This window comes from Mucilaginibacter endophyticus (assembly GCF_003351025.1).
GTDB lineage: Bacteria > Bacteroidota > Bacteroidia > Sphingobacteriales > Sphingobacteriaceae > Mucilaginibacter > Mucilaginibacter endophyticus.
In genome coordinates this window covers 187,587-213,891 of sequence record NZ_QPCG01000004.1, presented here as the reverse complement: position 1 = coordinate 213,891, position 26,305 = coordinate 187,587, and the positions used below count along the sequence as shown (strand labels likewise).

General features: G+C 44.0%; 20 protein-coding genes. 5 read left to right on the top strand and 15 right to left on the bottom strand.

What is annotated here, in order from left to right:
• Positions 1-82: 82 nt before the first annotated feature.
• The 4 genes from DUL71_RS17725 to DUL71_RS17710 all read right to left on the bottom strand — a co-directional run bounded on the left by DUL71_RS17725 (position 83) and on the right by DUL71_RS17710 (position 3,835).
• A complete protein-coding gene (locus DUL71_RS17725; protein ID WP_114939365.1) occupies positions 83-1,102 on the bottom strand; it encodes a nucleoside hydrolase in 1,020 nt (339 codons plus the stop codon).
• Between the two features lie 235 nt (positions 1,103-1,337).
• Complete coding sequence (locus tag DUL71_RS17720) at positions 1,338-2,036, bottom strand: SMUG2 DNA glycosylase family protein (protein ID WP_114939364.1); 699 nt, start codon at positions 2,034-2,036, stop codon at positions 1,338-1,340.
• A gap of 15 nt (positions 2,037-2,051) precedes the next feature.
• Positions 2,052-2,942 carry a helix-turn-helix domain-containing protein gene (locus DUL71_RS17715; RefSeq protein ID WP_114939363.1) on the bottom strand — a complete coding sequence of 297 codons (891 nt, stop codon included), beginning with the start codon at positions 2,940-2,942 and terminating at the stop codon, positions 2,052-2,054.
• A gap of 74 nt (positions 2,943-3,016) precedes the next feature.
• Positions 3,017-3,835 carry an SDR family NAD(P)-dependent oxidoreductase gene (locus DUL71_RS17710; protein WP_114939362.1) on the bottom strand — a complete coding sequence of 273 codons (819 nt, stop codon included), beginning with the start codon at positions 3,833-3,835 and terminating at the stop codon, positions 3,017-3,019.
• A 220-nt stretch (positions 3,836-4,055) separates the two neighbouring features.
• Here DUL71_RS17710 and DUL71_RS17705 point away from each other — a divergent pair, with 220 nt between their 5' ends.
• The 5 genes from DUL71_RS17705 (at position 4,056) to DUL71_RS17685 (ending at position 9,174) form a co-directional block, all read left to right on the top strand.
• A complete protein-coding gene (locus tag DUL71_RS17705) occupies positions 4,056-4,799 on the top strand; it encodes an SDR family oxidoreductase (RefSeq protein WP_114939756.1) in 744 nt (247 codons plus the stop codon).
• A 246-nt stretch (positions 4,800-5,045) separates the two neighbouring features.
• Positions 5,046-5,924 (top strand): glutamate--tRNA ligase family protein, encoded by an 879-nt coding sequence (locus DUL71_RS17700; RefSeq protein ID WP_161964462.1) that lies wholly within the window; start codon positions 5,046-5,048, stop codon positions 5,922-5,924.
• 207 nt (positions 5,925-6,131) lie between these two features.
• Positions 6,132-6,980, top strand: a complete 849-nt coding sequence (locus DUL71_RS17695) for a phosphatidylinositol-specific phospholipase C/glycerophosphodiester phosphodiesterase family protein (RefSeq protein WP_114939360.1) — start codon at positions 6,132-6,134, stop codon at positions 6,978-6,980.
• Positions 6,981-7,002: 22 nt separating this feature from the next.
• Positions 7,003-8,166: a glycosyltransferase family 4 protein gene (locus tag DUL71_RS17690; protein WP_114939359.1), complete on the top strand. Its 1,164-nt coding sequence runs from the start codon at positions 7,003-7,005 to the stop codon at positions 8,164-8,166.
• A 132-nt stretch (positions 8,167-8,298) separates the two neighbouring features.
• On the top strand, positions 8,299-9,174 hold the full coding sequence (locus DUL71_RS17685) for a PfkB family carbohydrate kinase (RefSeq protein ID WP_114939358.1): 876 nt from the start codon (positions 8,299-8,301) through the stop codon (positions 9,172-9,174).
• Positions 9,175-9,476: 302 nt separating this feature from the next.
• Here the strand turns inward: DUL71_RS17685 and DUL71_RS17680 are convergent, their stop codons facing one another.
• From DUL71_RS17680 to DUL71_RS17630, 11 genes are all read right to left on the bottom strand, one after another.
• Positions 9,477-10,238, bottom strand: coding sequence for a tetratricopeptide repeat protein (locus DUL71_RS17680; RefSeq protein WP_244228788.1), 762 nt, complete (start codon positions 10,236-10,238; stop codon positions 9,477-9,479).
• A 1-nt stretch (position 10,239) separates the two neighbouring features.
• A complete protein-coding gene (locus DUL71_RS17675; protein WP_114939357.1) occupies positions 10,240-12,057 on the bottom strand; it encodes a BatD family protein in 1,818 nt (605 codons plus the stop codon).
• Positions 12,058-12,080: 23 nt separating this feature from the next.
• A complete protein-coding gene (locus DUL71_RS17670; protein WP_114939356.1) occupies positions 12,081-12,836 on the bottom strand; it encodes a tetratricopeptide repeat protein in 756 nt (251 codons plus the stop codon).
• Positions 12,833-13,873, bottom strand: a complete 1,041-nt coding sequence (locus DUL71_RS17665; RefSeq protein ID WP_114939355.1) for a vWA domain-containing protein — start codon at positions 13,871-13,873, stop codon at positions 12,833-12,835. Before DUL71_RS17665 ends, DUL71_RS17670 begins: the two co-directional genes overlap by 4 nt.
• Before the next feature lie 4 nt (positions 13,874-13,877).
• Positions 13,878-14,882 (bottom strand): vWA domain-containing protein, encoded by a 1,005-nt coding sequence (locus DUL71_RS17660; RefSeq protein ID WP_208644765.1) that lies wholly within the window; start codon positions 14,880-14,882, stop codon positions 13,878-13,880.
• A complete protein-coding gene (locus tag DUL71_RS17655) occupies positions 14,879-15,850 on the bottom strand; it encodes a hypothetical protein (protein WP_114939354.1) in 972 nt (323 codons plus the stop codon). The genes DUL71_RS17660 and DUL71_RS17655 overlap by 4 nt, the downstream gene beginning before the upstream one ends.
• A 5-nt stretch (positions 15,851-15,855) precedes the next feature.
• Complete coding sequence (locus DUL71_RS17650; protein WP_114939353.1) at positions 15,856-16,737, bottom strand: DUF58 domain-containing protein; 882 nt, start codon at positions 16,735-16,737, stop codon at positions 15,856-15,858.
• 123 nt (positions 16,738-16,860) lie between these two features.
• Positions 16,861-17,907, bottom strand: coding sequence for an AAA family ATPase (locus tag DUL71_RS17645; RefSeq protein WP_112574428.1), 1,047 nt, complete (start codon positions 17,905-17,907; stop codon positions 16,861-16,863).
• A gap of 422 nt (positions 17,908-18,329) precedes the next feature.
• A complete protein-coding gene (locus DUL71_RS17640) occupies positions 18,330-21,224 on the bottom strand; it encodes a DEAD/DEAH box helicase (protein WP_114939352.1) in 2,895 nt (964 codons plus the stop codon).
• Positions 21,225-21,816: 592 nt separating this feature from the next.
• Positions 21,817-23,871 carry a M13 family metallopeptidase gene (locus tag DUL71_RS17635; RefSeq protein WP_114939351.1) on the bottom strand — a complete coding sequence of 685 codons (2,055 nt, stop codon included), beginning with the start codon at positions 23,869-23,871 and terminating at the stop codon, positions 21,817-21,819.
• Positions 23,872-24,181: 310 nt separating this feature from the next.
• On the bottom strand, positions 24,182-26,236 hold the full coding sequence (locus DUL71_RS17630) for a M13 family metallopeptidase (RefSeq protein WP_114939350.1): 2,055 nt from the start codon (positions 26,234-26,236) through the stop codon (positions 24,182-24,184).
• Positions 26,237-26,305 lie beyond the last annotated feature (69 nt).

Genomic DNA, 26,305 nt, shown 5'->3' with positions numbered 1-26,305 from the left:
TCAAGCCAAAATAATTACAAAACAGCGCTTAAGGTAATACTAAATAAACCGATTATGGTTGAAAATATACCAGCTATGGCCCTTACTTATTGAGCTTCAACTTGGCAAAAAAATCGTTAAACATCAGGTTAATATCCAGCCTGCGGTAAACGCGGATATTGCGGCCACGGGCATTATAATCGTACCCGCCCTGCGCATTAATGAGCGGACAAGGTTTTAATACATACTCGCTCGATGAAGGATCGGCCTCAAAGGATGATTGCAAGGCGGTAAGTAACACCAGCGGACTATCGCCTAAAATATAAGTTTCACCGAGGTTAAAATGATATTGTTGTAAGCGGCCCATCAGCGTTTCGAGTACGCCGGCCAGGTATTTGCCCGCTTCGCCCTGGGGTTTTATTTTGAGCTGTAATTCGGAATATGGCAACAAGGCCTGACGATATCCATCTCTCGGGATTTGCCATAGCTTTAATTGTGAATGGTTAAACACTGCCTTTGCGGCATTGATATCGATATTAAGATTATACTCGGGGCTGCTATAGTTTGGTGGAGGCAGGGCAAGATCGCTGTATTCGGGGCCGCCAATCCATATGAGTGTAAGTTTATCGGCAATTTTAGGTTCGGTTAATACTGCTGATGCAATTTCGGTAAGTCCTGCTCCACAGAGAATATACAGCGGTAATGAAGTATCTGTGCGTGAGGCTTCTTTAATGATCAGGTCAACAGCCTTACTTTTAACCGGGGTACTATCGTTTACCATTGCCGTATTAGAGCCGGCTATCACGGGGAATTGGTCTTTGATCTTTAAAACAGCTAATAGCTCGGCAGCTTTTTTTGCGGCGTTATCGGCCTGGGTTTTTGACCTGTCGAAACCGTCGGCAGCATTCAGGTGTGAGCCGATGATGCCCCTAACCTCAACTGATGGAGACAGCACCAAATGAGTAAGTGCAAACAAGCCATCCGGGTCGCCGCTAAAATCATTATCCATAATCACCCTGATGCGGGGCGAGATAAGTTTATTGGCGGCTGTTGATTGTCCTTTTGAAACAAAGGGAAAAACAAAAAGCAGGAGCAGTAATGATAAAAACTTGCTTTGGTTCATAGCTTAAAGGTCAATTAGTTACAGCACACAATATAACTGTTTTTTGTTAACCTTGATTATTATACGGATGGAGTAGGAGGCACCTACGGAGCTGTTAGTTTTTTAAAAAACGGCTATAAACAGGGGACTCCGCCGGAGTCGATCCAAAGATGAGTAAACTCCGTAGGAGTACCATGTTTGTAGAAAAATATATAGGTAATCTTGGCTCCATAGGAGCCTCCTTTACAAGGAGAGATCACACCGCGATACTTTCAACAGCTTCAAGGTATTTATCAATATAAAACTGCTTGCTTGCTGTTTTATATTGCATAATAAAACGGGGATGTTCCAGGGCTATGATCTCGCCGAAGAAATGATACTCATCATTCAGCCTGCGCAGGAATGTTTCATTTTTACCGGTGCCAAAGCAAAAACACTTATCGGTATTAACACCCAGGGCAATCTGCTTGCGGATGTTTTCGATCATAAACTGGTAAACAGCCTTAGTTAGTTCCTTGCTGTCGTAGTAATTGTAATTCTTTTCCTTGCCCTTGGCATCAATACTGGTAAAACCCAGCGGACAGGGCGAGTTAATGTAGATCTGTTTATAAAAAGCTTCCGGCCCGCCAAAGGCGTTGATCACCTCGTAAACAAATACTGAAGATGGTTCGTGTGACATTTTGCCCTCGTAATTGATATGGCATTCCGAGATCAGCCGTTTAGGATCCGTAAAAGGGATGCCGGTTAAACCACCGCCAAACCTGCCCGGGTTAATCCCCAAAATGATATGCCGTTGTTGGTTATCGTTATAGTATTTATGATAAAACTCATCAACAATGCGCATGGTTTGCGGATGCTCCTTAAACGGGTTCATGATTCGGATGCCTTCAGGTAAAGGTTCGCCGGTATAGGTTAGCTGTTCATTGAATTGGATAATCCGGTCTGCAAGTGTCATAAACCAAATGTAGCATTAGTTAATCAATTGTTTTTTGAACTGGTTGGGACTTAAGCCAGTTTCTTTTTTAAACAATCTTGAAAAATAAGGCAGGTTTTCAAAGCCCAGGGCGTAAGCTATTTCCGAAACGTTTTGATCCTGGTTTTTGAGCCTGTTCTTGGCTTCATCAATAAGATAAACGTGAATAAGTTCTATAGCTGTTTTGCCCGTTTCCTGTTTGAGCATATCGCTCAGGTAGCGGGTGGAAACATTAAGATTTGATGCCATGGCGTATACAGTAGGCAGGCCTTGGGTATGTAAAAGTCCGTCATCAAAATATTTTGACAAGGCTTTGTTAAATTTAGATACCGTTTTGCCCGAAAGCTCGGTTCTGTTAATGAATTGGCGCTTATAAAAGCGTTGGGAATATTTAAAAATTGAATCAAGATGAGTGAGGATAATATCGCGGCTATACTCATCCATATTGCTGTTCAGCTCGGCCTCTATTTTATCATGCAGCTCCCATATTATTTGCTCTTCGCGGGGCGAAAGATGTAGGGCTTCATTAATTCCATAATCAAAAAAGCCGTATTTTTTTATCTCGTTATGAATCGGATGCCCATTCAAAAAGTCTTCATGAATAAATATATTGAAACCGTCCTGATCAAGCATAAGGTTAGAGTACTCGATCACCTGCCTGGGCTTTACAAACGACATTGAACCATTTTGATGATCGTATCGGGTACGGCCGTACGAAATGAACCCCGATTTCAGCTTTTTAAAGGTGATCATATAAAAATCGCCCGAAAATTCTTTATCCCTCATTGTGCATTTTCCCCGGCATGGTACAACTGCTATCATCGGACTTTCGGATAGCGGAAGCCTGTTTGATTTCAGGAAAAGCGGTAAACTCTTATAATAATTCATGACGATAAAATAAAAGCAGGATCAATACAAATATACATACTGATCCTGCAGACAATTAATTATTGTGGGTCATATTAATGGCCATGAGCGGCTGTAGCTACATCATTCCATTGGTCCCATTCAGCTAAACGGGCGCTATAAACTTGTTTTACCCATGGTAAAGCTATTTTACCAAGGAATAAACGAAGCGGAGGGTTTTCGCTATCTATAAGCGTTAATATAGCATCGGTTGTAGCTTCGGGATAACCAAAGAAGTCTTCAGTAAAGCGGGCCTGCTGATCAGCTTTCATTTGATCGTATTGTGGCAAAGCGGTTGAATGTACCGCGGAAGCGCTGCCCCAATCCGTTGAAAAACCGTTAGGCTCTACCAGGGAAATCTTGATGCCAAAGCCCTTTACTTCTGCCGCCAACGTTTCGCTTAATCCCTCCACCGCGTATTTCGACGCATTGTAAATTCCTAAAATAGGGGCCGCTACTACGCCCAGCACACTCGACAACTGGATGATATGGCCGTGCCCTTGTTCGCGCATAAAAGGTATTGCCGCCTGGGTTAACCACAGCAGGCCAAAAAAGTTAGTCTCCATTTGTTCGCGGGCTTCTTTTTCGCTTGTTTCTTCCACAGCGCCAAACAGACCATAGCCTGCGTTATTAATAAGTATATCAATACTGCCAAAGTGCTCTTTCGCTTTTTTTACTGCTGCAAAATCAGCATCGCGGTCATTAACATCCAGTTGTATCGGCAGTATATTGTCGCCATATTTTTCTACCAAGTCATTAAGTGAGCTGATGTCACGTGCGGTAGCCGTTACTTTATCGCCGCGTTTTAAAAATGCTTCTGTCCAGATCTTGCCAAATCCGCGTGATGCTCCTGTTATGAAAATTGTTTTTGCCATTGTTTTGTGTTTTTTGATAAAGCAAAGTTAGCCGGTGGTTAACAGCCAGATTTATACAGATGTAATGAAAACTGATACATTTATACATAAAGCTGTTCGACGTTTTGTATAAACAGCACTCTGTGAAGAAATCAATTCTTATTTCGTTTTTTACCAAATGGTAAGTGGAACCGGTTTTTTACGGGGGAAATTTGTGATGTCTAAAAAAAGAATAAACATCATGAGCAATCAAATTGAAAACAGATCGTCATTAAATGGCAAAAGGGTAATTATATTGGGCGGCAGTACAGGTATAGGCTTCGCTACAGCAAAGGCTGCTGCTGCAGAGGGTGCTAAAGTTGTCATAGTTTCAGGTAATCAAAGCAAGATTAATAACGCATTAAGCCAATTGCCTGAAGGTGCCGAAGGCTACGCCGTAGATCTATCGCACGAAGAAAATATAAAAGCATTTTTTGAGCAGGCCGGTAAGTTCGATCACCTGGTTTACACCGCCGCTGAAAATCTTAACCTAAATAATATCGATCAAACCGATATTGAAGCTGCCCGTAAATTTTTTAATCTCCGTTACTGGGGAGCGTACGCTGCCGTTAAGTACGGCACGCCTTTTATCAACGAAGGAGGTTCGGTAAACTTAACTGGTGGTACGGCGGGAACAAGGCCTGCCGCGGGCTGGTCAATAGCAAGTAGCATTTGTGGCGCTATGGAAGGTTTGGTAAGGGCTCTGGCTGTTGAACTTGCTCCAATACGTGTTAATGCTGTTGTGCCAGGGGTAATTGATACCAACCTGTGGGACAGTATGCCTGCCGAGGATAAAGAAGGCCTTTACAACTGGGCAAAAAACACGCTGCTGCTCGGTCGTGTTGGCCACGCGGATGATGTTGCCCTTGCTTTTGTGTACTTGATGAAGCAAAGCTTTGGAACCGGGCTTAATCTGGTTGTTGACGGCGGCACCTTGTTGGCCTAATGGTTTATAGGAGGCACCTCCGGAGCCTGCATTTTGTTTCTGCTTTTCTATAAACATGGTACTCCTACGGAGTGCAGGACGCTTCTGAAAACTCCGTAGGAGTACCATGTTTATAGCTCGATTATATAATGAATTTTGGCTCCGTAGGTGCCCCCTAAATTTCAGGACTATTTTCCATTGATATAGCCTTATTGGTTGATTTCTCTTGCTTTTGTATCTTGGGCCATTCATCAATCATTAACAAAATTGACAAACGCCCCGATACATTTTAATAAAACCCGCATTACGCCAACGCCAAGCGGGTTTTTGCATGTTGGCAATATCTTGTCCTTTTCCATTACCGCGGCGCTGGCCCGCAAACATGGCGCTAAAATTTTATTGAGAATTGATGACCTTGACCGCGCGAGGGTTAACCAAGAATATTTGACCGATATTTTTGACACACTTCGGTTTTTAGGGATTCCCTGGGATGAGGGGCCACGGGATGCGGATGATTTTGAAGCTCGTTTTTCACAAATGCACCGGATGCAACTGTACAACGATGCTCTTGAGCAATTAGCCGCCAGCGGTTTTGTTTTTGCCTGCACCTGCTCGCGGAAGCAACTCATCGAAGCCGGAAACTGCGTCTGTTTAAATAAACAGATCCCGCTAAACACTCCCGAAGCAAGCTGGCGTTTACGTACCGATAATACAACAACATTGGAGTTGAAGAATTATGACGGCACAATAATTCAAACACCATTGCCTGCCGAAATGAACAATTTTGTTGTGCGCAAAAAAGACGGCTTCCCTGCCTATCAGCTTACTTCGATTATTGATGATTTGTTTTATGGGGTTGATCTGATAGTAAGAGGTGAAGATCTATGGGCATCAACATTGGCTCAGATTCAGTTAGCTACCATGATGGGTAAAGCGGCTTTTAGTAGTACCGTATTTTACCATCACCCTTTGTTGCTGGAAGAGCATGGAAAAAAACTATCCAAGTCGGCAGGCTCAGCATCGGTTAGGTATTTAAGGCAGGAGGGTAAAAGCGTAGCCGATATATTTGGGCTTATTTCGGAGCTGTTGGTGCTTCTGCAAAAAGCCAATAACTGGCAGCAGCTTGCCGGGCTCATCCTTAGCTAATCTACATAGCTTGTTAACACCTGTTTATAAAATGCAGATTTAATGTGAATCAGCCTTAATCGAAAAGTGTGGATTTGTATATTTTAATGTGATGAAAATGTTAACTCATTTACAAAAAATTAAAACATGAGGTGGTTTTACTTTACCATGACATAACTGCCTGTACACATAGGAGGGTTAAATTTGCATCAACAAATACAAATTACGATGCAAGCAGCATTTTGCCACAAGCACCTGAAATTTCTGTTTTTTGTTATCCTTGCCTTCAGAGCCATTACCTGCCAGGCTCAAAATAATCCCCTCTCCAAAGGTTTCGCCCATAATGATTACTGGCACAACCGGCCTCTGTATGATGCCCTGGATAACGGCTTCCAAAACGTTGAAGCCGATATTTACCTGCGCGACGACGAATTGCTGGTTGCACATATGCTTCCTGCTTTTCAAAAAAAGCGTACCCTGGAGCAACTGTACTTAATGCCATTGTTTAATTGTTACGAGGGTAAAAACAGGGAGGTAGTATATCCGCTTGCTCCAGTTACCCTGATGATCGATATTAAATCTGATGCGGAAAAGACCTACGCAAAGCTATCTGAGGTGTTAAAGCGTTATGCGCCGATGTTATCAAGTTATAATAACGGCAATATAACAGAAGGGAGCGTAACCATTGTAATTACAGGCAACAAGCCTTATAAAATGCTTCAGGCGCAAAAGCAACGTTATGCTTTTATTGATGAAGACCTGATGCAGGTACATACCGATACGCTTTCAAATACTGTTTATAAAACGGCAAGCTGCAAATATTCGCGCCTGATCAGCTGGACAGGCAAAGGCCCTATGCCTGAAGATCAGAAACAACTGCTCCGTGATTATGTAGCCGCAGCGCATCACCATAAAAAACGGGTAAGGCTGTGGGCTTCGCCAGAAAATAAGGAAGTATGGAAAGCCTTACTTGAGTGCGAGGTAGACTTGATCAACACCGATAAATTGGCCGAACTAAGGGAGTTTCTGATGACAGGGCCGGATCCTGTAAGATACGCGAAAGTGAACACGAAGTAATAACCTCTAATCAGTCAATAAGATGAGAAAGATCAGAGTAGCATTTTTTGCCGAGATACTTATTGAAGATTTTGACGGTGCAGTACGCACCATGTATCAGCTCATTAAACGAATTGACCGTGATATTTTTGAATTTCTGTTTGTATACGGCGCTGGTCCGGATAGCATAGCGGGTTTTGGATCATTAAAAGTCCCGGCTTTAACATTACCTATAAATACCGGGTATACCATGGCTATCCCCGCTTTGGTAATGAGCGAATTAACAGAAGAAGTAAATAGTTTTTCGCCCGATATAGTGCATATCGCCACACCATCGCTGTTGGGCAATTTCGTGCTAAGATATGCTACCCAGCATGGTTTGCCGGTTATCAGCATTTATCACACGCATTTTATTTCCTATATCGATTATTATCTGAAACATACCCCGTTCCTGATCAATAAGGTTAAGCAGATGATGACCGACAGCCATAAGGCTTTTTATAATCAGTGCGACCAGGTATATGTGCCTTCTGTTACTATGAAGGATGAGTTGATTGATATGGGGATTGACACCTATCGCATGAAGCTATGGCAGAGGGGTATAGATACCCGCCTGTTTTCACCCCGGCATAAAAGTAGCCTGCGCTCGTTAACCGGTAATGATAATCCCATCATCTTGTTTGCAAGCCGCTTGGTTTGGGAAAAAAACCTGGAGACCTTGTTTGAGATCTACACCCTGATGCAGGACCGCCACCCCGAAGTTAATTTTATAATTGCCGGCGATGGTGTTGCGCGCAAGGTTTGCGAGATCAGAATGCCGAACGCGGTATTTACCGGTAAGGTAGATCATAAAAGGCTTTCGGTTTTATACGCGTCGTCAACCTTGTTCCTGTTTCCTTCTGTATCTGAAGCTTACGGCAACGTAGTACTTGAGGCCATGGCGTCGGGAGTGCCCTGTGTTATTGCCGATGGCGGTGGTTCAAAAGATTTTATAGAGCAGGGCATTAATGGTTTTAAATGCGAACCTTATGATGCCACCTGCTATATTGAAAAGATTGAATTACTGCTTAAGAGCAATAGCCTGAGGGAACAATTTATTGAAGAAGGCCTTCAATACAGCAGTCGCTTAAGCTGGGAGCACCTGGCATCCGTATATTTTGATGATCTGGCCGAAATGGCGGGTGCAGATGTGTTGAGCACGGTATAAATTGATAAAATTCTTAAAGTGATTTCCCTGTCACAAAACAGATAACTTCTTGTACACAAAATCCTATTTCTTACATTTGCCGTTTGTTTTAATAATAAAGGCTGAGTATCAAATCATAATAAGGGAATTTTCATGTACGATATTTGTTGTGTAGGGCATATTACGTTAGATAAAGTGGTGACACCGCAAGCGGTGAAACACATGGCTGGCGGTACTTCTTTTTATTTTTCAAACGCCATTCGTAATATGGACGTGAGTTACACGCTGGTTACTTCGCTTGCTTTAAGCGAGATGCCTGTGGTTGAAAAACTCCGCGGCAAAGGTATCGAGGTACATGCAACAACAGGCGGCGAAACGGTTTACTTTGAAAATATTTACTCTGCTAACCAGGATCACCGTACTCAACGTGTACTTCAAAAAGCCGATCCTTTCACTATTGAGCAGCTCGACGAAATTAAGGCTGACGTTTATCATTTAGGTCCGCTGCTGGCCGATGATATCTCTGTAGATTTTATAAAAGGGCTTGCACAACGTGGCAAGCTTTCACTTGATGCCCAGGGTTACCTGCGTAAAGTAGAAGATAAGAACGTGGTGCCTATCGACTGGCCAGAAAAGCGTGAAGCCCTGCAACACATCCACATCCTGAAAGTGAACGAACACGAGATGGAAGTGCTGACTGGTATCACTGATATCCACGAAGGCGCCAAAGTTTTGAACGAATGGGGGGTTAATGAAGTTGTGGTTACACTGGGCAGCATGGGGTCGGTTATTTATACCGATGGTGTTTATTACCAGATCCCGGCATATAAACCGTCAGAAGTAGTTGACGCTACCGGTTGTGGAGATACCTATATGGCCGGTTATCTTTATCAGCGCGCTAAAGGCAAAGGCTTCCAGGAGGCCGGCGAGTTTGCCGCCGCCATGGCCAGCTTTAAGATTGAATCATCGGGCCCTTTTACAGGCACTGAAGAGGATGTATTGGAGTTGCTGGAAAAAAACAGGGTTTAAATTATACCAGTACTGGTTCAAGTTTAGCGATAGCGTAACTTGGATCTAAAATAGGTTAAGCTTCCAGCTTAACCCAATAGTTATATTTGATGATCCACGGAAGCAGAATGCTTCCACGATTTTAGGTCGAAGTTTAGCGATAGCGTAACTTCGACCAGTGACGACCATTAGCAGCCTGTAGTTGCAAACTACAGGCATTGCTGTCCGTAGACAGAGTCTACGGACAGCAATTGTAAGGAAAACCTTTTGCCTTTTACCTTTATCCTTTCGCCTCCTCCAATATCCTTTCACCTCCTCAAAAACTATATTTCCTTAGCATCCGAAGCATTGATCCAGCCTTCGTTGCCGCTGGCCAGCCTGATCTTCATCCAGCCGTTGTTATCTTCCAGAATTTCAACCTTGGTTCCGTCGTGGATCAGGAACAGATTTTTGGCGTTAGGCGTTGGAGCACTTTTTACATTTACCGATGTGCTGAAAATAATAGCGCCATGGTGCGCATCAAAATATTGATCTTGCCGACTTGCTACAAACATGCTTGCAAAGCCTAAAAGCAATACCACCAAAGCAGAATAAAACGACCATTTTTTAATCCCTACAGAATTAGTAAACCGGTAGACTACAAGCAAAGCCGAGCCTGCAATAATTAGCAGAACGGTGAGCACAGCTAAGGTTGTTAACGAAAAGCGAAGAATAAACGAGTGCCACCATTTGGTGATGAAAAACTCGGTACCGGCTTCTATCTTATCGGTTGTTTTTTGATTGGCAAACTGGATATTGAAATTGATATCCTCATCGCCGGGCGAAAGTTTATGCGCCTTCTCATAGTAAAGCAGTGCCGAGGGCACATCTTCATTTTTAAAATAGGCATTGCCCAGGTTATAATAAACCAGGGCCGACTGGTGCCCGTCATCCACAATTTTTTGGTAGGTGGTTATGGCTTCCTTGTACTGGCCTTTGGCGTACTGATCGTTCCCTTTTTTTAACAGGACGTTAGCTCCATCGTTAGCTAATGCACATACAGGCATAACGATGATGAGCAGTAAGTATATAATGCGCTTCATCATGTTATATTTTATTTTCAATGTTATTGATCATATTCTGGGCCTTATCAAACACCTGTTGCTCGGTAATGCCCGATACCGGTGCGTAACGTGCCATTTCACAAAGGTCAAGCGTGTCAAGCATCTCGTTAATCAGACTTTCGTCAAGCGAGCGGGCTTTTAATTCCTCTGCTATCTTTTCACGGTTAAGGTCAGAATAAGGGATATTAAGCTTATCGCTCAGATAGCCATATAAACCACGGAACAGGTTCTCGTAAAACGCTTTTTTATCGTTTAGTTGTTGTTTGGCGCTGGCCAGGTGTTTGGCGGCCACCTTGCCCGCCTTGCGGCTTTTCAAACCTACCACATCGGCATTGTTTTTATCACGCCATTTACCATAAACCAAAGCCCCCAGGAAACCTGCCGGACCAAATATCAGCAGGAAATAATACAGACCAGATCCGTAAAAATCACTGCCCACCTCGTTTAATTCGGTGCTGGTTTTAATGTAACGGATATCATTGCTCAGCACTTTAACGTCCTGCTTGCCAGCGTTTGAAAAGGCAGTAACGTTGCTGCCATCGCCCGTACCTTTAGCTACCTTGATGTGGAAAGCCTGGGTGGTTAAAGAAACGTATCTGCCGGTAGCCGGGTTAAAGTAAGCGAATTTAATAGGGTCGATAGTAAAATCGCCCTGGTGCCTTGGGATAAGCAAGTATGTGTATTTCCTGTTACCCGATGAACCGCTGGCATTTTCGGTAATGGTATCGGTAATTTTGGGTTCGTACTTCTCAAAATCAGCCGGGAAATTCGGGCTTATCGGTTTAAGCAATTTCAGGTTGCCTGTACCGCTTATCTTTATAGTATAATTGATAGCATCGTTAGCCTTGACGTCATTTTTATCAAGAGAGGCTTCAATATTAAACTTGCCTACAGCGCCGGTATATTCAACAGGTTTCCCTGCCTGTGGCAATGGCTTTACGTGGATGACAACCGGCGTACTTTTAACTTTATACTTTACATCTTCATATCCTCCAAAAAAAGCGTCGAAGGGATCACCTGACGATGATGCCGCCTGCTGCCTCACTATAAAGTTCATGATAGATGGCTCAATGGTGATATTGCCCTCGTGCTCGGGGAACAGGATAGTTTGCTTTACATCGGTAACATTGTAGCGTACGCCGTTTATAATTTCGGTACGCCATTGGGCGTTGGGATTATTGCTTTTAATGTCGCGACTGTAAAATCCGTTAAGATCAGGAATTTTTTCAGGCTCGCCATTGGCAATGTTAACGCGGGTATAAAGGCGCAGGTTCATCATGATCTGCTGACCCATGTAGGCGGTTGTTTTATCAACTTCTGTGCGCAAAAACAACGATTTGGAGATATCGGTTACACGCCCTTTTTGAATATTGCGGCTATCGGGGCCATTGCTGCTTTGTTGCTGAGCCTGCTGATTGGACTGGCCGCCCTGGCCTTTTACTACTTTAACTTTAATTGGGGTAGTACTGTACGGTCTGCCGCCCGACATAATAGTAGCCGGACCGATGGTTATTTCGCCCTCCCGGGTTGGCACAAGATCATATCCATAAGCTATGCTTGCCGAGGTAACCCCGTTAACCATGGAGATGCTGTTGGATACATTAGGCCCGCCAACTACCTGGAAACCGGCAAAAGCAGGCGGTGCAAAACGATCGGCATTGGCGTTGATGGAAAAGGTAACCTCAAGCACCTCGCCCGCGCCTATGGTATTTTTATTTACCGATGCCGTGAACTTTACCTGCGCGAAAACAAGGCTTGAGCAACACAGCAGCAGCGTTAATATGGAAAGTTTAATTTTCATTAGTATCTACAAAACAACAAGATTTACCAATCTTTTGAAATAGGCACTTTAGCACCTTTTAATTTTTTATTCTTCAGCTTATCCTGGGTTTGTTTCTCATCATTGTTCAGGGCGTCAAGCATGCGCTGTGCATCATCTTTTGATAGCTGATTAGGCTGCTGTCCCTGCTGGTCTTTCTGATCCTGATTTTGTTTGTCCTGGTCTTTCTTGTCCTGATCCTGCTTGTTTTTATCCTGATCTTTTTTGTCTTTATCCTTGTCCTTGTTGTCTTTATTCTTATCGTTCTTGTTTTTATCCTTGTTCTTGTCCTTGTTATTATTGTTGCCCCCGCCGCCTTTATTCTTGTCCTGCTGGTTTTTTAGCATTTTTTGGGCATAAGCAAGGTTATAGCGGGTTTCATTATCCGCCGGATTATTAACAAGCGCTTTTTTATAGGCGTCGATACTTTCCTGGAATTTTTTTTGGGTAAGGAAGGAGTTGCCGACGTTATGATAAGCTCCGGATTTTACATTTTTATCTGTTGATGAAGCCGCCAGTTTATTAAACTGTTCGGATGCCTGATCAAACTTTTGCTGCTTAAACATGGCATCACCAAGATTGAAATTACTTTCAACAGTTTTGTTCTTTTGGCCCATGGCCTGGCGATAGCTTGCTTCGGCCTCTTTGTATTTCTTTTGCTGGTAAAGCTCGTTACCCTTATTGATAAGTCTTTTTTCCTGCTGGGCAAAAAGAAATGAAGCCTGCAGCATTAAAATAATGACTATGATATATTGCTTCATGTGTTTTTTACTTCAAATAATTTGATCTTGCTCAGGCGCATGTTTTTACGGATAGAGATAAAGAACTCGGCCAGTAACAGCACAAAGGCAATAGCCAGGAAAAATTGGAACCGGTCTTCAAAATCTTTAAACTGTTTAGTATCGGTCATTTTGCGCTGTACTTTGGCTATCTGATCCATCACAATGTTAAGACCGCTGTTGGCATTATTAGCACGCACGTAAACACCGTTTCCGGCCGCTGCTATTTCTTTGCCCATTTGCTCGTCCAGCTTACTTACTACCGGATGGCCGGTGCTATCGTTATGAAAGCCGGTTTGCTTGCCATCCTGGTAAATAGGTACCGGTGCACCTTCTTCCGAACCTACGCCAACCACGTTAACAGTTACATTTCTGGATAAAGCAGATTTGGCCGCGGCTACGGCATCATCCTCATGGTTTTCACCATCGGTAATAATAATCATTGATTTACCGGTACCGTTCTTAAAATCAAACGACTGCATCCCCAGGTTAATTGCCGCGCCAATAGCTGTGCCTTGTGTTGGCACCATATCGGTATTAATGGTATTGAGGAATAACTTAGCTGCCGAATAATCGGTAGTTACCGGGAGCTGCACATAAGCCTGACCAGCGAATACTACAATACCAATACGATCATCATGTAGCTTATCTATCAATTGTGCTAACGCGCGTTTGGCGTTTTCCAAGCGGTTAGGGGCAAGGTCCTGAGCCAGCATACTGTTTGATACGTCAAGCAGTATCATCAGGTCGGCCCCTTTGCGTTTTACCTCCTCGGTTTTTGAACCCAACTGCGGGTCGGCAATGCCGATGATAACCAGCGTGTAAGCCAAAATGAAAAAGATAAACTTGATCCAGGGGCGCGAAAAGGAAACCTGCGGCATCATCTGCAGCACTATCTCTTTATTACCCAATGAGGCTATGGCTTTACGTTTCCACCAGTTAACCCTTAAAAAAATAAAGAGCAGCAGCGGAATAGCAAGCAATCCCCATAAATATTCTGTATTTGCAAAACGTAGCATGCTGTTATGTTAAAGCTCCCTTAAGCAGGGTGTTTCTTGTTAAAAATTCTAACGATAAAAGTGCCAGCGCAATAATGGCGAACGGCAAAAAGCGTTCGGTTTTTTTGCGGTACTGGGTAACATCTATCTTGGCTTTTTCCAGTTTGTCAATCTGTTCGTAAATATCTTTCAAGGCGCTGTTATTGGTTGCCCTGAAATATTTACCACCGGTAATGGAGGCAATTTTACCCAGTGTACCTTCGTCAATATCAACCTTCATGCGCTGGTATTGCACGCCCATTGGTGTTTGAACAGGGTAAGGGGCATATCCGTTGGTGCCAATACCTACAGTATAAACCCTTACGCCAAACTGTTTGGCAATTTCGGCAGCAGTAACTGGTGGGATAGAACCTGAGTTATTGGATCCATCGGTAAGGAGGATCACTACTTTACTTTTGGCCTCGCTATCTTTTAAACGGTTTACTGCAGTGGCCAACCCCATACCAATGGCAGTACCATCTTCAATCATGCCGTTTTTAATATCGGCATAAAGGTTAACCAGTACCGAGTGATCAATAGTAAGCGGACATTGCGTAAAGCTTTCACCGCTGAAAACTACCAGACCAATCCTGTCATTAGGGCGATTTTGGATAAAATCAATGGCAATGTTTTTACCGGCCTCAAGCCTGTTAGGTTTAAAATCCTCGGCAAGCATACTGCCGGAGATATCCGACGCGATAACAATGTCGATACCTTCGGTAGTAGTATCCTGCCAGCTTAATGATGATTGTGGTCTTGCCAGCGCCACAATAAGCGCGGCCATTGCCAATGAGCGTAATACAATACCCAAGTGCCTGAAATGCGGTAGCTTGCTTTTGGTGATCATGGCAAAGCCCCTGATGGTAGGCATGGCCAGATTACCCTGCAATTGTTTTTGTTTCCAAATGTACCAGCCCACCATAAGCGGAATGCTGATAAACAGCCAGAAAAAGCCCGGATGTGCAAATTCTATTCCTTTAAACCAAATCATTTTGCCTCATCTCCCTTCGCGTTTACATCTGCAGGCTTAACATAATGAGGCTGTGTATCTTTAATGAAGGTAACAGCGTTATCCATGCTCTTTTCATTTTCATGAGCCGCTGGTTTCTCTTTGGCAAACTTCACCATATCCGAAAGTACCAATAGTTGCCTTAACAGGTTCCTGTCTTCGCTGGCTATATCCATGTTTCTTAGACTGGCAAAAATCTCTTCGGTTGTTTGCTCCAGCGCCTGAATGGTATACCGTTTTTCAAGGTATTCACGTACTACGTCGCTCAGCTCAATATAATATTGCTTAACCTGGTCGTGCTGCCAAAGCTGTTTGCTCTTGATCTCTTCAAGCTTTTGAAGCGCCTGGATATGCAGTGGCACATCCGGTTTAACTTCTTCAACAACCACCTCTTTTTTAGGTCGTTTGAGCAGGTAGTAAATCGCGCCGGCTATCGCCATTAACCCAAGCCAGATGCCTATAACCCATTTCCAGTTATCATGCAGCCAATCCCAAAAAGTATAATGAACAGCTAATGGCTGTTTAATATCATAAAAGCCCTTGGTCGTATCAACGGCAACTGTTTTTACATCAAGCGTTAACGTTTCGGTAGGTAAATCTCCTACTGCCGATTTGAAAACATAAGATGGAATAGCGTACCGGCCGCTGTCAAAAGCAGTGATAGTATAATGCCTGGTGATGGTTTTGATGGATAGATCGCTTTTATCAGAAATCGTATCAGCCTTAACTTTCACCACCTGAATTTTACCTATACTGTCGGGCACCTTTGGAAAGGTGACATTATCCTGGGTGTGAAAACGGACGCTTAAGTTAAGCTGTGTTTGTTCGCCTATAAGGATAGTGTTTTTATCCAGCGTAGCTTTTGCCCCAAAGTTTTGAGCCCTGCCTGTTTGGTAAAAGCCTGCAAGCGTTACAAACATAGCCAGGGTGTATTTGATGTACCTGTTCATATATTTTACCGCCGGCCTTCCCGCTTTTTAAATAATGTCATTAATGGTTTAACGTATGATTCGTGTGTGCCGATAGTGGTATAATCAACCCCCGAACGGCGAAAAGTATCCTGAAGTGCGGCATTCCGTTTCACGGCATCCCATTTAAAGGCGTCGCGCACGGCTTTATCGCCGGTGTTTACCCACATGATCTGTCCGCTTTCTTCGTCTTTAACCGGGATAAGCCCCAGGTTCGGGAATTCTTCCTCATGCTTATCGTAAAGTTTTAAAGCAATGATATCGTGCTTTTTATTGGCGATCTTAATTTCGTTTTCAAACTCTGACGTGATGAAATCCGAAATCACAAAAGCTGTGCATTTCTTTTTGATAACACTGGTGAAGTATTTTAAAGCTTCGGCCACGTTGGTGCCCTTGTTTTCGGGCTGAAATGCGATCAATTCGCGGATGATCATCAGGATATGGCTACGGCCTTTTTTAGGTGGAATAAATTTCTCGATCTTATCGCTGAAAAATATGATACCTACTTTATCATTGTTTTGTATTGCTGAAAATGCCAGTACAGCGCAAAGCTCGGTAGCAAGGTCCTGCTTTTGCTGATTTTGTGTGCCGAAGTTTTCAGAACCGCTCACGTCCATCAGTATCATAACGGTAAGCTCGCGCTCCTCTTCAAATACTTTTACATAAGGCGCGTTAAAGCGGGCTGTTACGTTCCAGTCGATAGTACGGATCTCGTCGCCAATCTGGTATTCACGTACCTCGCTAAAGGCCATGCCACGCCCCTTGAAAGCAGAATGATACTCGCCCGAAAATAAGTGGTTACTTAAGCCACGGGTTTTGATCTCTATCTTCCTAACCTTTTTTAGCAGATCCTTGGTGTCTTTAGCCATTTGGCCCCCTCTAAATCTCTCCGCCAGCTGGCGGATGACTTTTAAAAATCATTGTTATAATTAACTGTTACTCGCCTTGTTTTAAAAGCCCTCTCCCTTTAGGGGAGGGTTTGGGTGGGGCTGTTACGGTACCTCAACCGCGTTCAATATCGCTGTGATGATATCCTCGCTGGTGATGTTCTCGGCTTCGGCCTCGTAGCTTAAGCCAACGCGGTGCCTTAATACATCATGACAAACAGCGCGTACATCCTCAGGGATCACATAGCCGCGACGTTTGATAAACGCATAAGCCTTTGCTGCCAGCGCTAAACTGATGCTTGCCCTTGGCGAAGCGCCAAAGGTGATCAGCGTTTTGTATTTAGCAAGCTTAAACTGATCGGGGAAACGGGTTGCGAAAACAATATCGATGATGTATTGCTCTATCTTTTCGTCCATATAAACCTCGCGCACTATTTTACGGGCCTTGATGATTTCTTCCGGCTTGATAATAGCGTTTGGTTTATTCATGCCCGAAGGCGAAATGTTAGCGCGCATGATCTTTTTCTCATCCTCTTTGTTGGGATATTTGATCACCACTTTCAGCATAAAACGGTCAACCTGTGCTTCGGGCAGTGGGTATGTACCTTCCTGCTCAATAGGGTTTTGGGTTGCCAGCACCAGGAACGGGTCGGGCAGTTTGTAGGTAGTATCGCCAATAGTTACCTGGCGCTCCTGCATGGCTTCAAGCAGCGCGCTTTGCACTTTGGCAGGCGCACGGTTAATCTCATCGGCCAAAACAAAGTTAGAGAAGATAGGGCCTTTACGCACTATGAACTCTTCTTTCTTTTGGTTGTAGATCATGGTACCCAGTACGTCGGCAGGGAGTAGGTCCGGTGTAAACTGGATCCTGCTAAAATCGGCCTGGATGGCCCTCGACAAAGTATTGATGGCAAGGGTTTTCGCCAATCCCGGTACGCCTTCCAATAAAATGTGGCCGTTGGCCAATAAACCGATCAGCAAACGTTCAACCATGTAACGCTGACCCACGATCACTTTATCCATCTCCAGGATCAGCAGATCGATAAACGCGCTTTCCCTTTGTATCATTTCATTCAGCGCCCTGATATCGGTTGAGTACGATGTTGGAGCAGCCGAAGTGACATTTCCTGTATAGCTATTTTGTTCTTCCATTAATTTTTTTCGTTTCGGTAGGCAAACTTAAACACCCGGCCAATTTTTCGCCAACTAAAATCCTTGCATAAATGTTAAAAAGTGTTAAATCGTCATATATCCCGGTTGATATATCTGTTTAACACTCAAAATGTTCGATGATAATTGTTAAATCCGGCCCTCGTAAATCCCCCAATATACGCTATTTAGCTGCTTTTGTACAATATAACGTGGTAAAAGGTATTTTATTGAATGGTGGCGTGGAAAGCTCGCGCTCGTTTACGATCTACGCTTCCTGTCATTTCGACGAACTGGTATGGGAATGCAGGAGGAGTGAGGAGAAATCTTATACGCCATGTTATAAATCACACATACAGCGGTTTTGCATAGTGTATAAGATTTCTCCTCGTTCCTCGTCGAAATGACAAGTGGGTATTAATTTTTTACCCCAATATCTCCTTAATATCCTCTGCTGTAAGCGACTTAATGAAACTTTCTTCAGTGGTAATAAGTGCTCTTGACAGGCTCAGTTTGCGTTGCTGCAAGGCCAGGATCTTTTCTTCAACCGAATCTTTGGTGATGAACTTATAGATGAACACATTTTTGGTTTGGCCAATGCGGTGGGTACGGTCAATAGCCTGTTGCTCAACCGCCGGGTTCCACCATGGATCCAGGATGAAAACATAATCAGCTTCGGTGAGGTTGAGGCCTACACCGCCCGCTTTTATCGAGATCAGGAATACGCGTGTTTTCTCATCTTCCTGAAACTGTTTTACCACATCGCCACGGTTTTGGGTACTGCCATCGAGATATACGTATGGAATGCCTACCCGGTCAAAATGATCACGGTAAATGCTGAGCTGTTTTACAAACTGCGAAAATATCAGCACTTTATGGCCGCCATCAAGTACATTGTTAAGGGTGTGGACCACGTCCTCAAATTTGCCGCTATCGCCCTCGTAATCTTTATCAATCATGATAGGGTGATTGGCAATTTGCCTTAGTTTAATCAAGCCCTGTAATACCTGGATCTGCGTTTTGGCAAATGTGCCATCCTCCAGGCTTTTCAATAGCTCATTACGGTATTCTGATTTTATCTCTTCATAAACCGACGATTGCTCTTCGGTCATCTGGGAGTAAAAAAGGTTCTCCGTTTTTGGCGGAAGCTCAGTAGCCACCTGCTCCTTGGTGCGACGTAAAACAAAAGGCTTGATGAGGGCCTGTAGTTTGCGGGCCTTGTCTTCGTCCTTTTTCTTTTCTATCGGGGTTACAAATTCGTTTTGGAAAAACTGTTGTGCACCCAGCAAGCCCGGATTAATGAACGACATCTGCGTCCACAGATCATTAACCGAGTTTTCTACCGGGGTACCGCTCAAGATCAGTTTAAAGCGCGATTTAAGCTGTTTAACCGCCTGGTACGATTTTGACGACGGGTTTTTAATGTTCTGGCTTTCGTCAAGGATCACGTAGTCGAAAAAGAAATCCTTAAACATTTCAATGTCGATACGGCTGATGCCATAGGTAGTGATCACTACATCGTAGTTGGCAAAAACATCTGCACTGCGATAACGCATGGTGCCTGTATGTACCATCAGCCTTAATTGAGGCGCAAACTTGCGGGCCTCATTAAGCCAGTTATAAATCAGCGAAGTAGGCATAATCACCAGCGATGTAGCTTTGCCGCCCCCATTTTCAACATCTTCCTTATGCTTTTGCAGTAAGGATAAAGTCTGGATGGTTTTACCTAAACCCATATCATCGGCAAGGCAACCGCCAAAGTGGTATTGCTTTAAAAAGTGGAACCAGTTATAGCCCGCTTTTTGGTATGGCCTCAATTGGCCTTCAAAATTAACCGGCATTGGCGCATCCTCAAGCTCTTCAAAATTGGTAAGCTTCTGCAGTTTGCGTGTCATGGTAACGCTGGCCATTTCGCCCTCGGCAAGGTCGGTAACCAGGCCAATATGATGACGGCGAAGTTTAAGTTCATTGCTACCTTCGGTAAAATGCAGCAGGTTGCCATATTGCGAAAACCATTGTTCGGGAATTACCGCGATCTCGCCAGATGGCAGGATAAATTCCTTTTTATGGTTGAGGATATGGTTTTTTAACTGGATAAAAGGTATACGGTAGGGGCCGAAGCTTACCATAGCGTTGATATCAAACCAGTCGTTATTTTCGGTTACAACCAGTTCAATTTTGCTGCTGCCAAAAACGTAGCGCTTTTGTCCTTCGGGTTGTTCCAGTTCAAAGCCATCTTCGATAAGCTTGTCGTGGTGCTGGTTAAGCCATTCAAAAATCGAGAATGAATGGTCGGCATCATCATCGCGACCGGCAACTTCCAAATTTTGAAATAGCGACGAAGCTACTTTAAGGCCCATTTGCTCCAGCTGGTGCATTTTGCCTTTTTCCCAGGTGGTTGAGCGTTTAATGCGATGGAACAGGTAATCATCACCATTTTTTTCCATCCTTACGGAGATATGCCTGCCATCGCCATAAGGGAAAATATATCCCGCATATTTAAACGAAAGTTGCAGTTGCGATGTTCCGCCTTCAATATAAATGGGTTTAAGCACAGGGCGTGCATCATACTTTTCGGTATTGATGGTGAATCCTTCGGCGTAAACATTATGCTTTTCGATAAGGGGGGCCACAAACTTTTCAAAGTACGATTGCTCGGACGATTTGGGTATAGCGATGAAGCGTTTGTTCAGGAATGGCTGCAGTTTTTTACCCTCAATTTCTTTATCAAAGTAATACAAAGTATCGTCAAGCAGCATCCAGGCCGGGTGGTTACAGATGATCTCAGCATTTTTGAACATGAACTCGATGCGCATGCCCTGGTACTTGATGGTAGGGAAATACCTGATCTCCTCCTCGTTGCGCCTGAAGTGAAATAATACCGATGCTGCTTCGGTAGCCAGCTGCAGTTTACGCTCGCCGGGATAACCCTCCTTGCTCATCTGGTACACCTGCTTGCTGCAAAGTAATGATAATGCTTCGGCTATGCGTTTCTCCAGTTTCGGGCGGATCATGTCAAACATCTGCTCGTTGAATATCTTCGAGAAAAACTCGAACGGACGGATGGGCTTTTTGTAATACCTTTTGATCACGTTACCCTGTTCCATTTCCTCCAGCAGCTTGATAAGCTTGATATCTGTATCATCCAGAAATTCACAAAACTCCTTGGCTGTATTGGAAAACAGGCGTTGGTGGGTTAAGGAAAATTCTCCGTTGGGGTTAAGCTGAACTATGTGTGGTTCAATTACATACGACAGGTAATCATGCCTTGCAATGGCATATATAATTTGGCATGGTTTGGAACTGTCGACGCGTAACATGTGCTTCAGGGTAAAAAATTATTTGAAGCTACATCAAGAAAAAATTCAAACGTAAATAGAATTTACCTTAATTGAAAGAGTTTTATATTAAAAAATTGTTAAAGTATTGAAATTGACATGGTTTTGATAACATTGACCACATTTTTGACGGTAGAGAATGCCTCTTCTGAGTTAAAGACTTACGAAGTTTTTAAAATTCCGTAGGTCTGGGTTCTGAAGTGAAATAATGTAATAAGATAGCTGTCATGTTGAATTTGTTTCAACACCTCATTTGCTAAGCCGCTTGCCAATCAAATCGCCCACTTGTTTCGTGGGGTGCTGAAACAAGTTCAGCATGGCCGAGCGATGTAGTGCGCTTTCAGGAAGGAATAGTGCAAGAGATGACAATTCCCTCCCTTGGGAGGGGTGCGTTAGGAAGGTGTGTTGGCAGGGAGGGGTTTATACGCCTTTGCGACAACTTAGCATGTCGCACAAACCCCTCCCTACACCCTCCCAGGGGAGGGAATCGCACAGGCCATGCACTAAAAATCCTCTAACAGCCTTTAAAAAGACTGTTAGAGGATCGTAATATGATAAAGGAGCAAAGCCCAACCTACCAAATCTTCACCCTTTTATCCGGATCAATCCACATCTTATCACCTTTTTTGATATGGAAAGCCTGGTAAAATTCGGGTACATCACTAAACGGGCCATTCACCCTTAAAAAGCCGGGAGCGTGCACATCAGTCAGTATCTGGTTAGCCAATGACTCATCGCGCTGTTGGCCGAGCCAGCCGAGTGCATAGCCTAAAAAGAAACGTTGCATTGGCGTAAGCCCGTCAATAAGTTTGCCTTCTTTGTACTGTTGGGTCTTTTTAAAAGCATCAATACCTAATACAATTCCACCCAAATCGGCAATGTTTTCGCCTAACGATGCTTTACCGTTTACGTGCAGGCTGTCCAGCACTACATAGCTGCTAAACTGATCGGCAAGCATATTGGCACGTTTGGTGAATTTTGCTGAATCGGTCGGTGTCCACCAGGCCCTGAGATTGCCTTTGGCATCAAACTGCCTGCCTTCATCGTCAAAACCATGAGTGATTTCATGGCCTATGGTTGATGCAGCTACGTATCCATAAGCCACGGCATCATCAACCTCGCTGTCTTTTACGCCCGGAATACTGAACTGTGCCGCAGGTAAAGTGATTTCATTATTTGATGGGCTGTAACTGGCGTTATAGGTTTGCGGTGTCATTCCCCATTCGGTATGGTCAACCGGTTTGCCCAGTTTGTTAATATTGAACAGGTAAGCCCAATGCCTGGCCTGCATTACATTGCCCGCGTACGAATCACGGCTGATCTCCATGTTTGAAAAATCTTTCCATTTATCTGGGTAGCCAACTTTGGGGTGAATGGCATTCAGTTTAACCAATGCCTTTTGCTTGGTTTCGGGACTCATCCAATCCAGTTTGGCAATATGCTCACGATAAGCCTGACGGATGGCCTCAACCATATCGGTATAGCGTTGCTTGGCTTCAGCCGGAAAATACTCTTTCACAAAAAGTTGCCCAAGCAGTTCACCCATTAAGCCGTTTTCGGTATCCAGTACCCGTTTCCAGCGGGGTAATTGTTCTTTACGGCCGGATATTACTTTGCCGCTAAACCGGAAACTTTCGGCATCGGCAGCCGAATTAAGATACGGGGCATATGATGAGATCAGTTTCCAGCGCAAATAAGCTTTCCATTCATCAACCGAAAATGTGGAAAGCGCGGTATTAACCGCCCGGTAATACTCCGGCTGACCAACAATTACGGTATCTATTGGCTGTTTATATTCCAGCTTGCTGAATATGACCGGCCAGTTGATGTTGGGGGTAAGCTTGCCCAGTTGGGCTATGGTCAATTTGTTATAGTTGCGATACGGATCGCGCAGGTTTTCGAGTTTGCGGCTGCTATCAGCCAAAAATTTCTCAATTTTAAATACGCTTGCTGCTCCCTGCGTGGCTTTTTGATCGTCCCAACCCGATAATTTCAGCATGGAGGGCAGGTGGCTGGTCATATAATCTGTACGGACCTTAGTAGTGCGGGCATCCGTCTTAAAATAATAATCACGGTTAGGTAAACCCAAACCCGACTGGCTCAGTTGTACAATGGTTTTAACGCTGTTCTTGGCATCCTGCCGTACGCCGCTACCTATAACGTTACGGGTGCCGGTAGTTGTTAAAACGGCAGCGGCATTCAGAATCCCGGCTATATCTGTAGCCTGATCGATAATATCCAGTTGTGCTTTTATCGGGTTAATACCTTGCTTCTCGATGTTAACGCTATCCAGCCCGGTATAATAAAAGTCACCTATTTTTTGGGTGGATGAACCTTTAGGCGCGTTGGCATGTAAAGCATCTTCATTGATTTTTTTGAGCCGGTCACGCAGTTCTTCAGAAACCACATTGCCTATACCCCAGCTTGAATAGGCAGCCGGTATCGGGTTGCGTTTAAGCCATCCGCCATTAGCATATTTAAAAAAATCATCGCCGGGTTTTACCGATTTATCGAGATTATCATAAACAGGATCGGCGGGTTTATCTGTAGTTTTTATTTGGTAGGCGCTGAGGGCAAATAGAGCCAACGCGGCCCCGCCAAAGAGGGTTGCTTTGTAAAGTTTGGTCATGTCAACACGTTTTGAACAAATTTAATAAAAACAAAGGCCTTTAAATAAGGCCTTTGTAACAATATGGAATATGTTTGGGGTTAAAATATGCGGGAATCAACCAGATTATTCAATATTGTTGTATTTGTTTATATGAAAGTTAGTCGGCTTGCAATAACTAATAACAACGTGAATTGTTTCTTAATTTATGGGCGTTGCCTGCGGCCGGGCTCTATGCTCATACTGCACAGGCATTAGCCACGGGCCGGTATCCGCTCCGATCCCTAACGCATTATTGTTCGCAAGCTCCCCCTTTAGGGGGCTGGGGGGCTTACCAAATCTTCACCCTTTTATCCGGATCAATCCACATTTTATCGCCCTTTTTAATATGAAATGCCTCGTAAAATTCAGGTACATCTGTAAATGGGCCGTTAACACGCATAAAGGCCGGAGCGTGTTCGTTAGTTAAGATCTGGCTTGATAGTGATTCTTTCCTGTCCTGTGTAAGCCAGCCCAAAGAATAACCTAAAAAGTAGCGTTGTAATGGCGTTAAGCCGTTAATGAGTTTGCCTTCTTTGTATTGTTGGGTTTTCTTGAAAGCATCAAGCCCAATTACAATGCCGCCAAGGTCGGCAATGTTTTCGCCCTGGGTGGCTTTGCCGTTTACATGTAAACCGTAAATGCTGTAGCCATTAAACTGGTCGATAAGCATTTTTGCACGCTGACTAAATTTTACCGAATCCTGTGGTGTCCACCAGGCTTTCAGGTTTCCGGCAGCATCAAATTGGCGGCCCTGGTCATCAAACCCGTGTGTCATTTCGTGGCCGATGGTTGAAGCCGCTGCATAACCGTAAATAATGGCATCGTCAATATTCTCATCCTTGTAGCCGGGAATGGTAAAAATGCCCGCCGGCAATACAATCTCGTTGTTTGATGGGTTATAATAAGCATTATAGGTTTGCGGGGTGATATCCCACTCGGTACGGTCGACAGGTTTGCCCAGTTTAGCCGCGCTGAAGTTGTGCCACCACTCATTTGCCCGCAATACATTGAGGGCATAAGGGCCACGGTTGATCTCCAAAGTTGAAAAATCTTTCCATTTATCAGGATAGCCAACTTTAGGGTTAACCTTTGATAGCTTGTAATAAGCTTTTTCCTTTGTCGCCGGGCTCATCCAGTCCAGTTTTTCAATGTGCTCTTTAAAGCTGGCCCGCATTTCTTCAACCAGTTTAACATAGCGCTCTTTTGTTTTTTCGGGGAAGTACTCTTTAACGAAGATCTGCCCCAAAACTTCACCCATCAAGCCGTTTTCAGTATCCAATACCCGTTTCCACCTCGGAAGCTGAGCTGTACTGCCTTCAATAACCTTATCATAAAAGCGGAAGATCTCCTGATCGAACGGCTTGCTCAGGTATGATCCAAATGCTGTGATGAGGTTGTTACGCAGGTAATTTTTCCAATCGTCTATGGTATAAACTTTTAAAGCTTTATTTAAAGCCCTGTAATATTCCGGCTGACCTACAATTACAGTATCCGCGTTTTTGTAGTCCATTTTTTCAAATGTGGGCTTCCAGTCAATGTCCGGTGCCAGCTTGCTGAGGGCGGCAAGCGTCATTTTGTTATAGTTAAGGTAAGGGTCGCGCAGGTCTTCCAATTTACGGCTGCTATCGGCCAGAAAAGTTTCGAGTGAATAAGTTTTTTTAGCGGCGGCGGCAGCTTTATCTTCGGTTAAGCCCGCCAGTTTAAACATGGTAGGCAGGTATTTATTTTGATAATCGGTACGGATGGCGACGCTATGCTCGTCCTTATTAAAATAATAATCACGGTTAGGCATGCCTATTCCCGACTGGTATAAGCCCAATGCCATTTTTGAACTGTTTTTAGCATCCTGGCCAACGTATGCGCCAATGGGTTGTGTAACGCCAATCCTTTGCAGATGGGCAAATTCTTCAACCAGGCTTTTGATATCTGTTATCCGGTCTATTTTATCCAGCTCATCCTTAAGTGGTGATAACCCCTGTTTTTCAATGTTAACGGTATCCATCCCACTGAAATAGAAATCGCCTATTTTTTGGGTATTGCTGCCTTTGGGTGCGTTGGCTTTTAGGGCATCTTCGTTGATTTTCTTCATCCTGTCGCGCAGCTCATCCTGCACAACATTGCCTATGCCCCATGAGGCGTATGCCGCCGGAATAGGATTTTTGCGCAGCCAGGCGCCGTTAGCGTATTTAAAAAAATCGTCGCCCGGTTTTACAGTAGTGTCCATATTATGGATCACAGGATCGCCGGCTTCGTACGCTTTTGTCTTGTCTTCATGGCTGCAGGCACAGAGCAAAGTGCCGAGCGAAATGGCAATTATGGATAAGGAGTGGATTTGTTTGTTCATTTTTTAGGTGTGTGTATGAATTAAAATACAACGACTGTATGTTATAATAGAATTTAGGACAACGTTTTT

What these genes read in the sequence shown, in the direction of transcription:
- DUL71_RS17725 (WP_114939365.1), bottom strand. Translation starts at nt 1,102, where the DNA reads ATGAACCAAAGCAAGTTTTTATCATTACTGCTCCTGCTTTTTGTTTTT.
- DUL71_RS17720 (WP_114939364.1), bottom strand. Translation starts at nt 2,036, where the DNA reads ATGACACTTGCAGACCGGATTATCCAATTCAATGAACAGCTAACCTAT.
- DUL71_RS17715 (WP_114939363.1), bottom strand. Translation starts at nt 2,942, where the DNA reads ATGAATTATTATAAGAGTTTACCGCTTTTCCTGAAATCAAACAGGCTT.
- DUL71_RS17710 (WP_114939362.1), bottom strand. Translation starts at nt 3,835, where the DNA reads ATGGCAAAAACAATTTTCATAACAGGAGCATCACGCGGATTTGGCAAG.
- DUL71_RS17705 (WP_114939756.1), top strand. Translation starts at nt 4,056, where the DNA reads ATGAGCAATCAAATTGAAAACAGATCGTCATTAAATGGCAAAAGGGTA.
- DUL71_RS17695 (WP_114939360.1), top strand. Translation starts at nt 6,132, where the DNA reads ATGCAAGCAGCATTTTGCCACAAGCACCTGAAATTTCTGTTTTTTGTT.
- DUL71_RS17690 (WP_114939359.1), top strand. Translation starts at nt 7,003, where the DNA reads ATGAGAAAGATCAGAGTAGCATTTTTTGCCGAGATACTTATTGAAGAT.
- DUL71_RS17685 (WP_114939358.1), top strand. Translation starts at nt 8,299, where the DNA reads ATGTACGATATTTGTTGTGTAGGGCATATTACGTTAGATAAAGTGGTG.
- DUL71_RS17680 (WP_244228788.1), bottom strand. Translation starts at nt 10,238, where the DNA reads ATGATGAAGCGCATTATATACTTACTGCTCATCATCGTTATGCCTGTA.
- DUL71_RS17675 (WP_114939357.1), bottom strand. Translation starts at nt 12,057, where the DNA reads ATGAAAATTAAACTTTCCATATTAACGCTGCTGCTGTGTTGCTCAAGC.
- DUL71_RS17670 (WP_114939356.1), bottom strand. Translation starts at nt 12,836, where the DNA reads ATGAAGCAATATATCATAGTCATTATTTTAATGCTGCAGGCTTCATTT.
- DUL71_RS17665 (WP_114939355.1), bottom strand. Translation starts at nt 13,873, where the DNA reads ATGCTACGTTTTGCAAATACAGAATATTTATGGGGATTGCTTGCTATT.
- DUL71_RS17660 (WP_208644765.1), bottom strand. Translation starts at nt 14,882, where the DNA reads ATGATTTGGTTTAAAGGAATAGAATTTGCACATCCGGGCTTTTTCTGG.
- DUL71_RS17655 (WP_114939354.1), bottom strand. Translation starts at nt 15,850, where the DNA reads ATGAACAGGTACATCAAATACACCCTGGCTATGTTTGTAACGCTTGCA.
- DUL71_RS17650 (WP_114939353.1), bottom strand. Translation starts at nt 16,737, where the DNA reads ATGGCTAAAGACACCAAGGATCTGCTAAAAAAGGTTAGGAAGATAGAG.
- DUL71_RS17645 (WP_112574428.1), bottom strand. Translation starts at nt 17,907, where the DNA reads ATGGAAGAACAAAATAGCTATACAGGAAATGTCACTTCGGCTGCTCCA.
- DUL71_RS17640 (WP_114939352.1), bottom strand. Translation starts at nt 21,224, where the DNA reads ATGTTACGCGTCGACAGTTCCAAACCATGCCAAATTATATATGCCATT.
- DUL71_RS17635 (WP_114939351.1), bottom strand. Translation starts at nt 23,871, where the DNA reads ATGACCAAACTTTACAAAGCAACCCTCTTTGGCGGGGCCGCGTTGGCT.
- DUL71_RS17630 (WP_114939350.1), bottom strand. Translation starts at nt 26,236, where the DNA reads ATGAACAAACAAATCCACTCCTTATCCATAATTGCCATTTCGCTCGGC.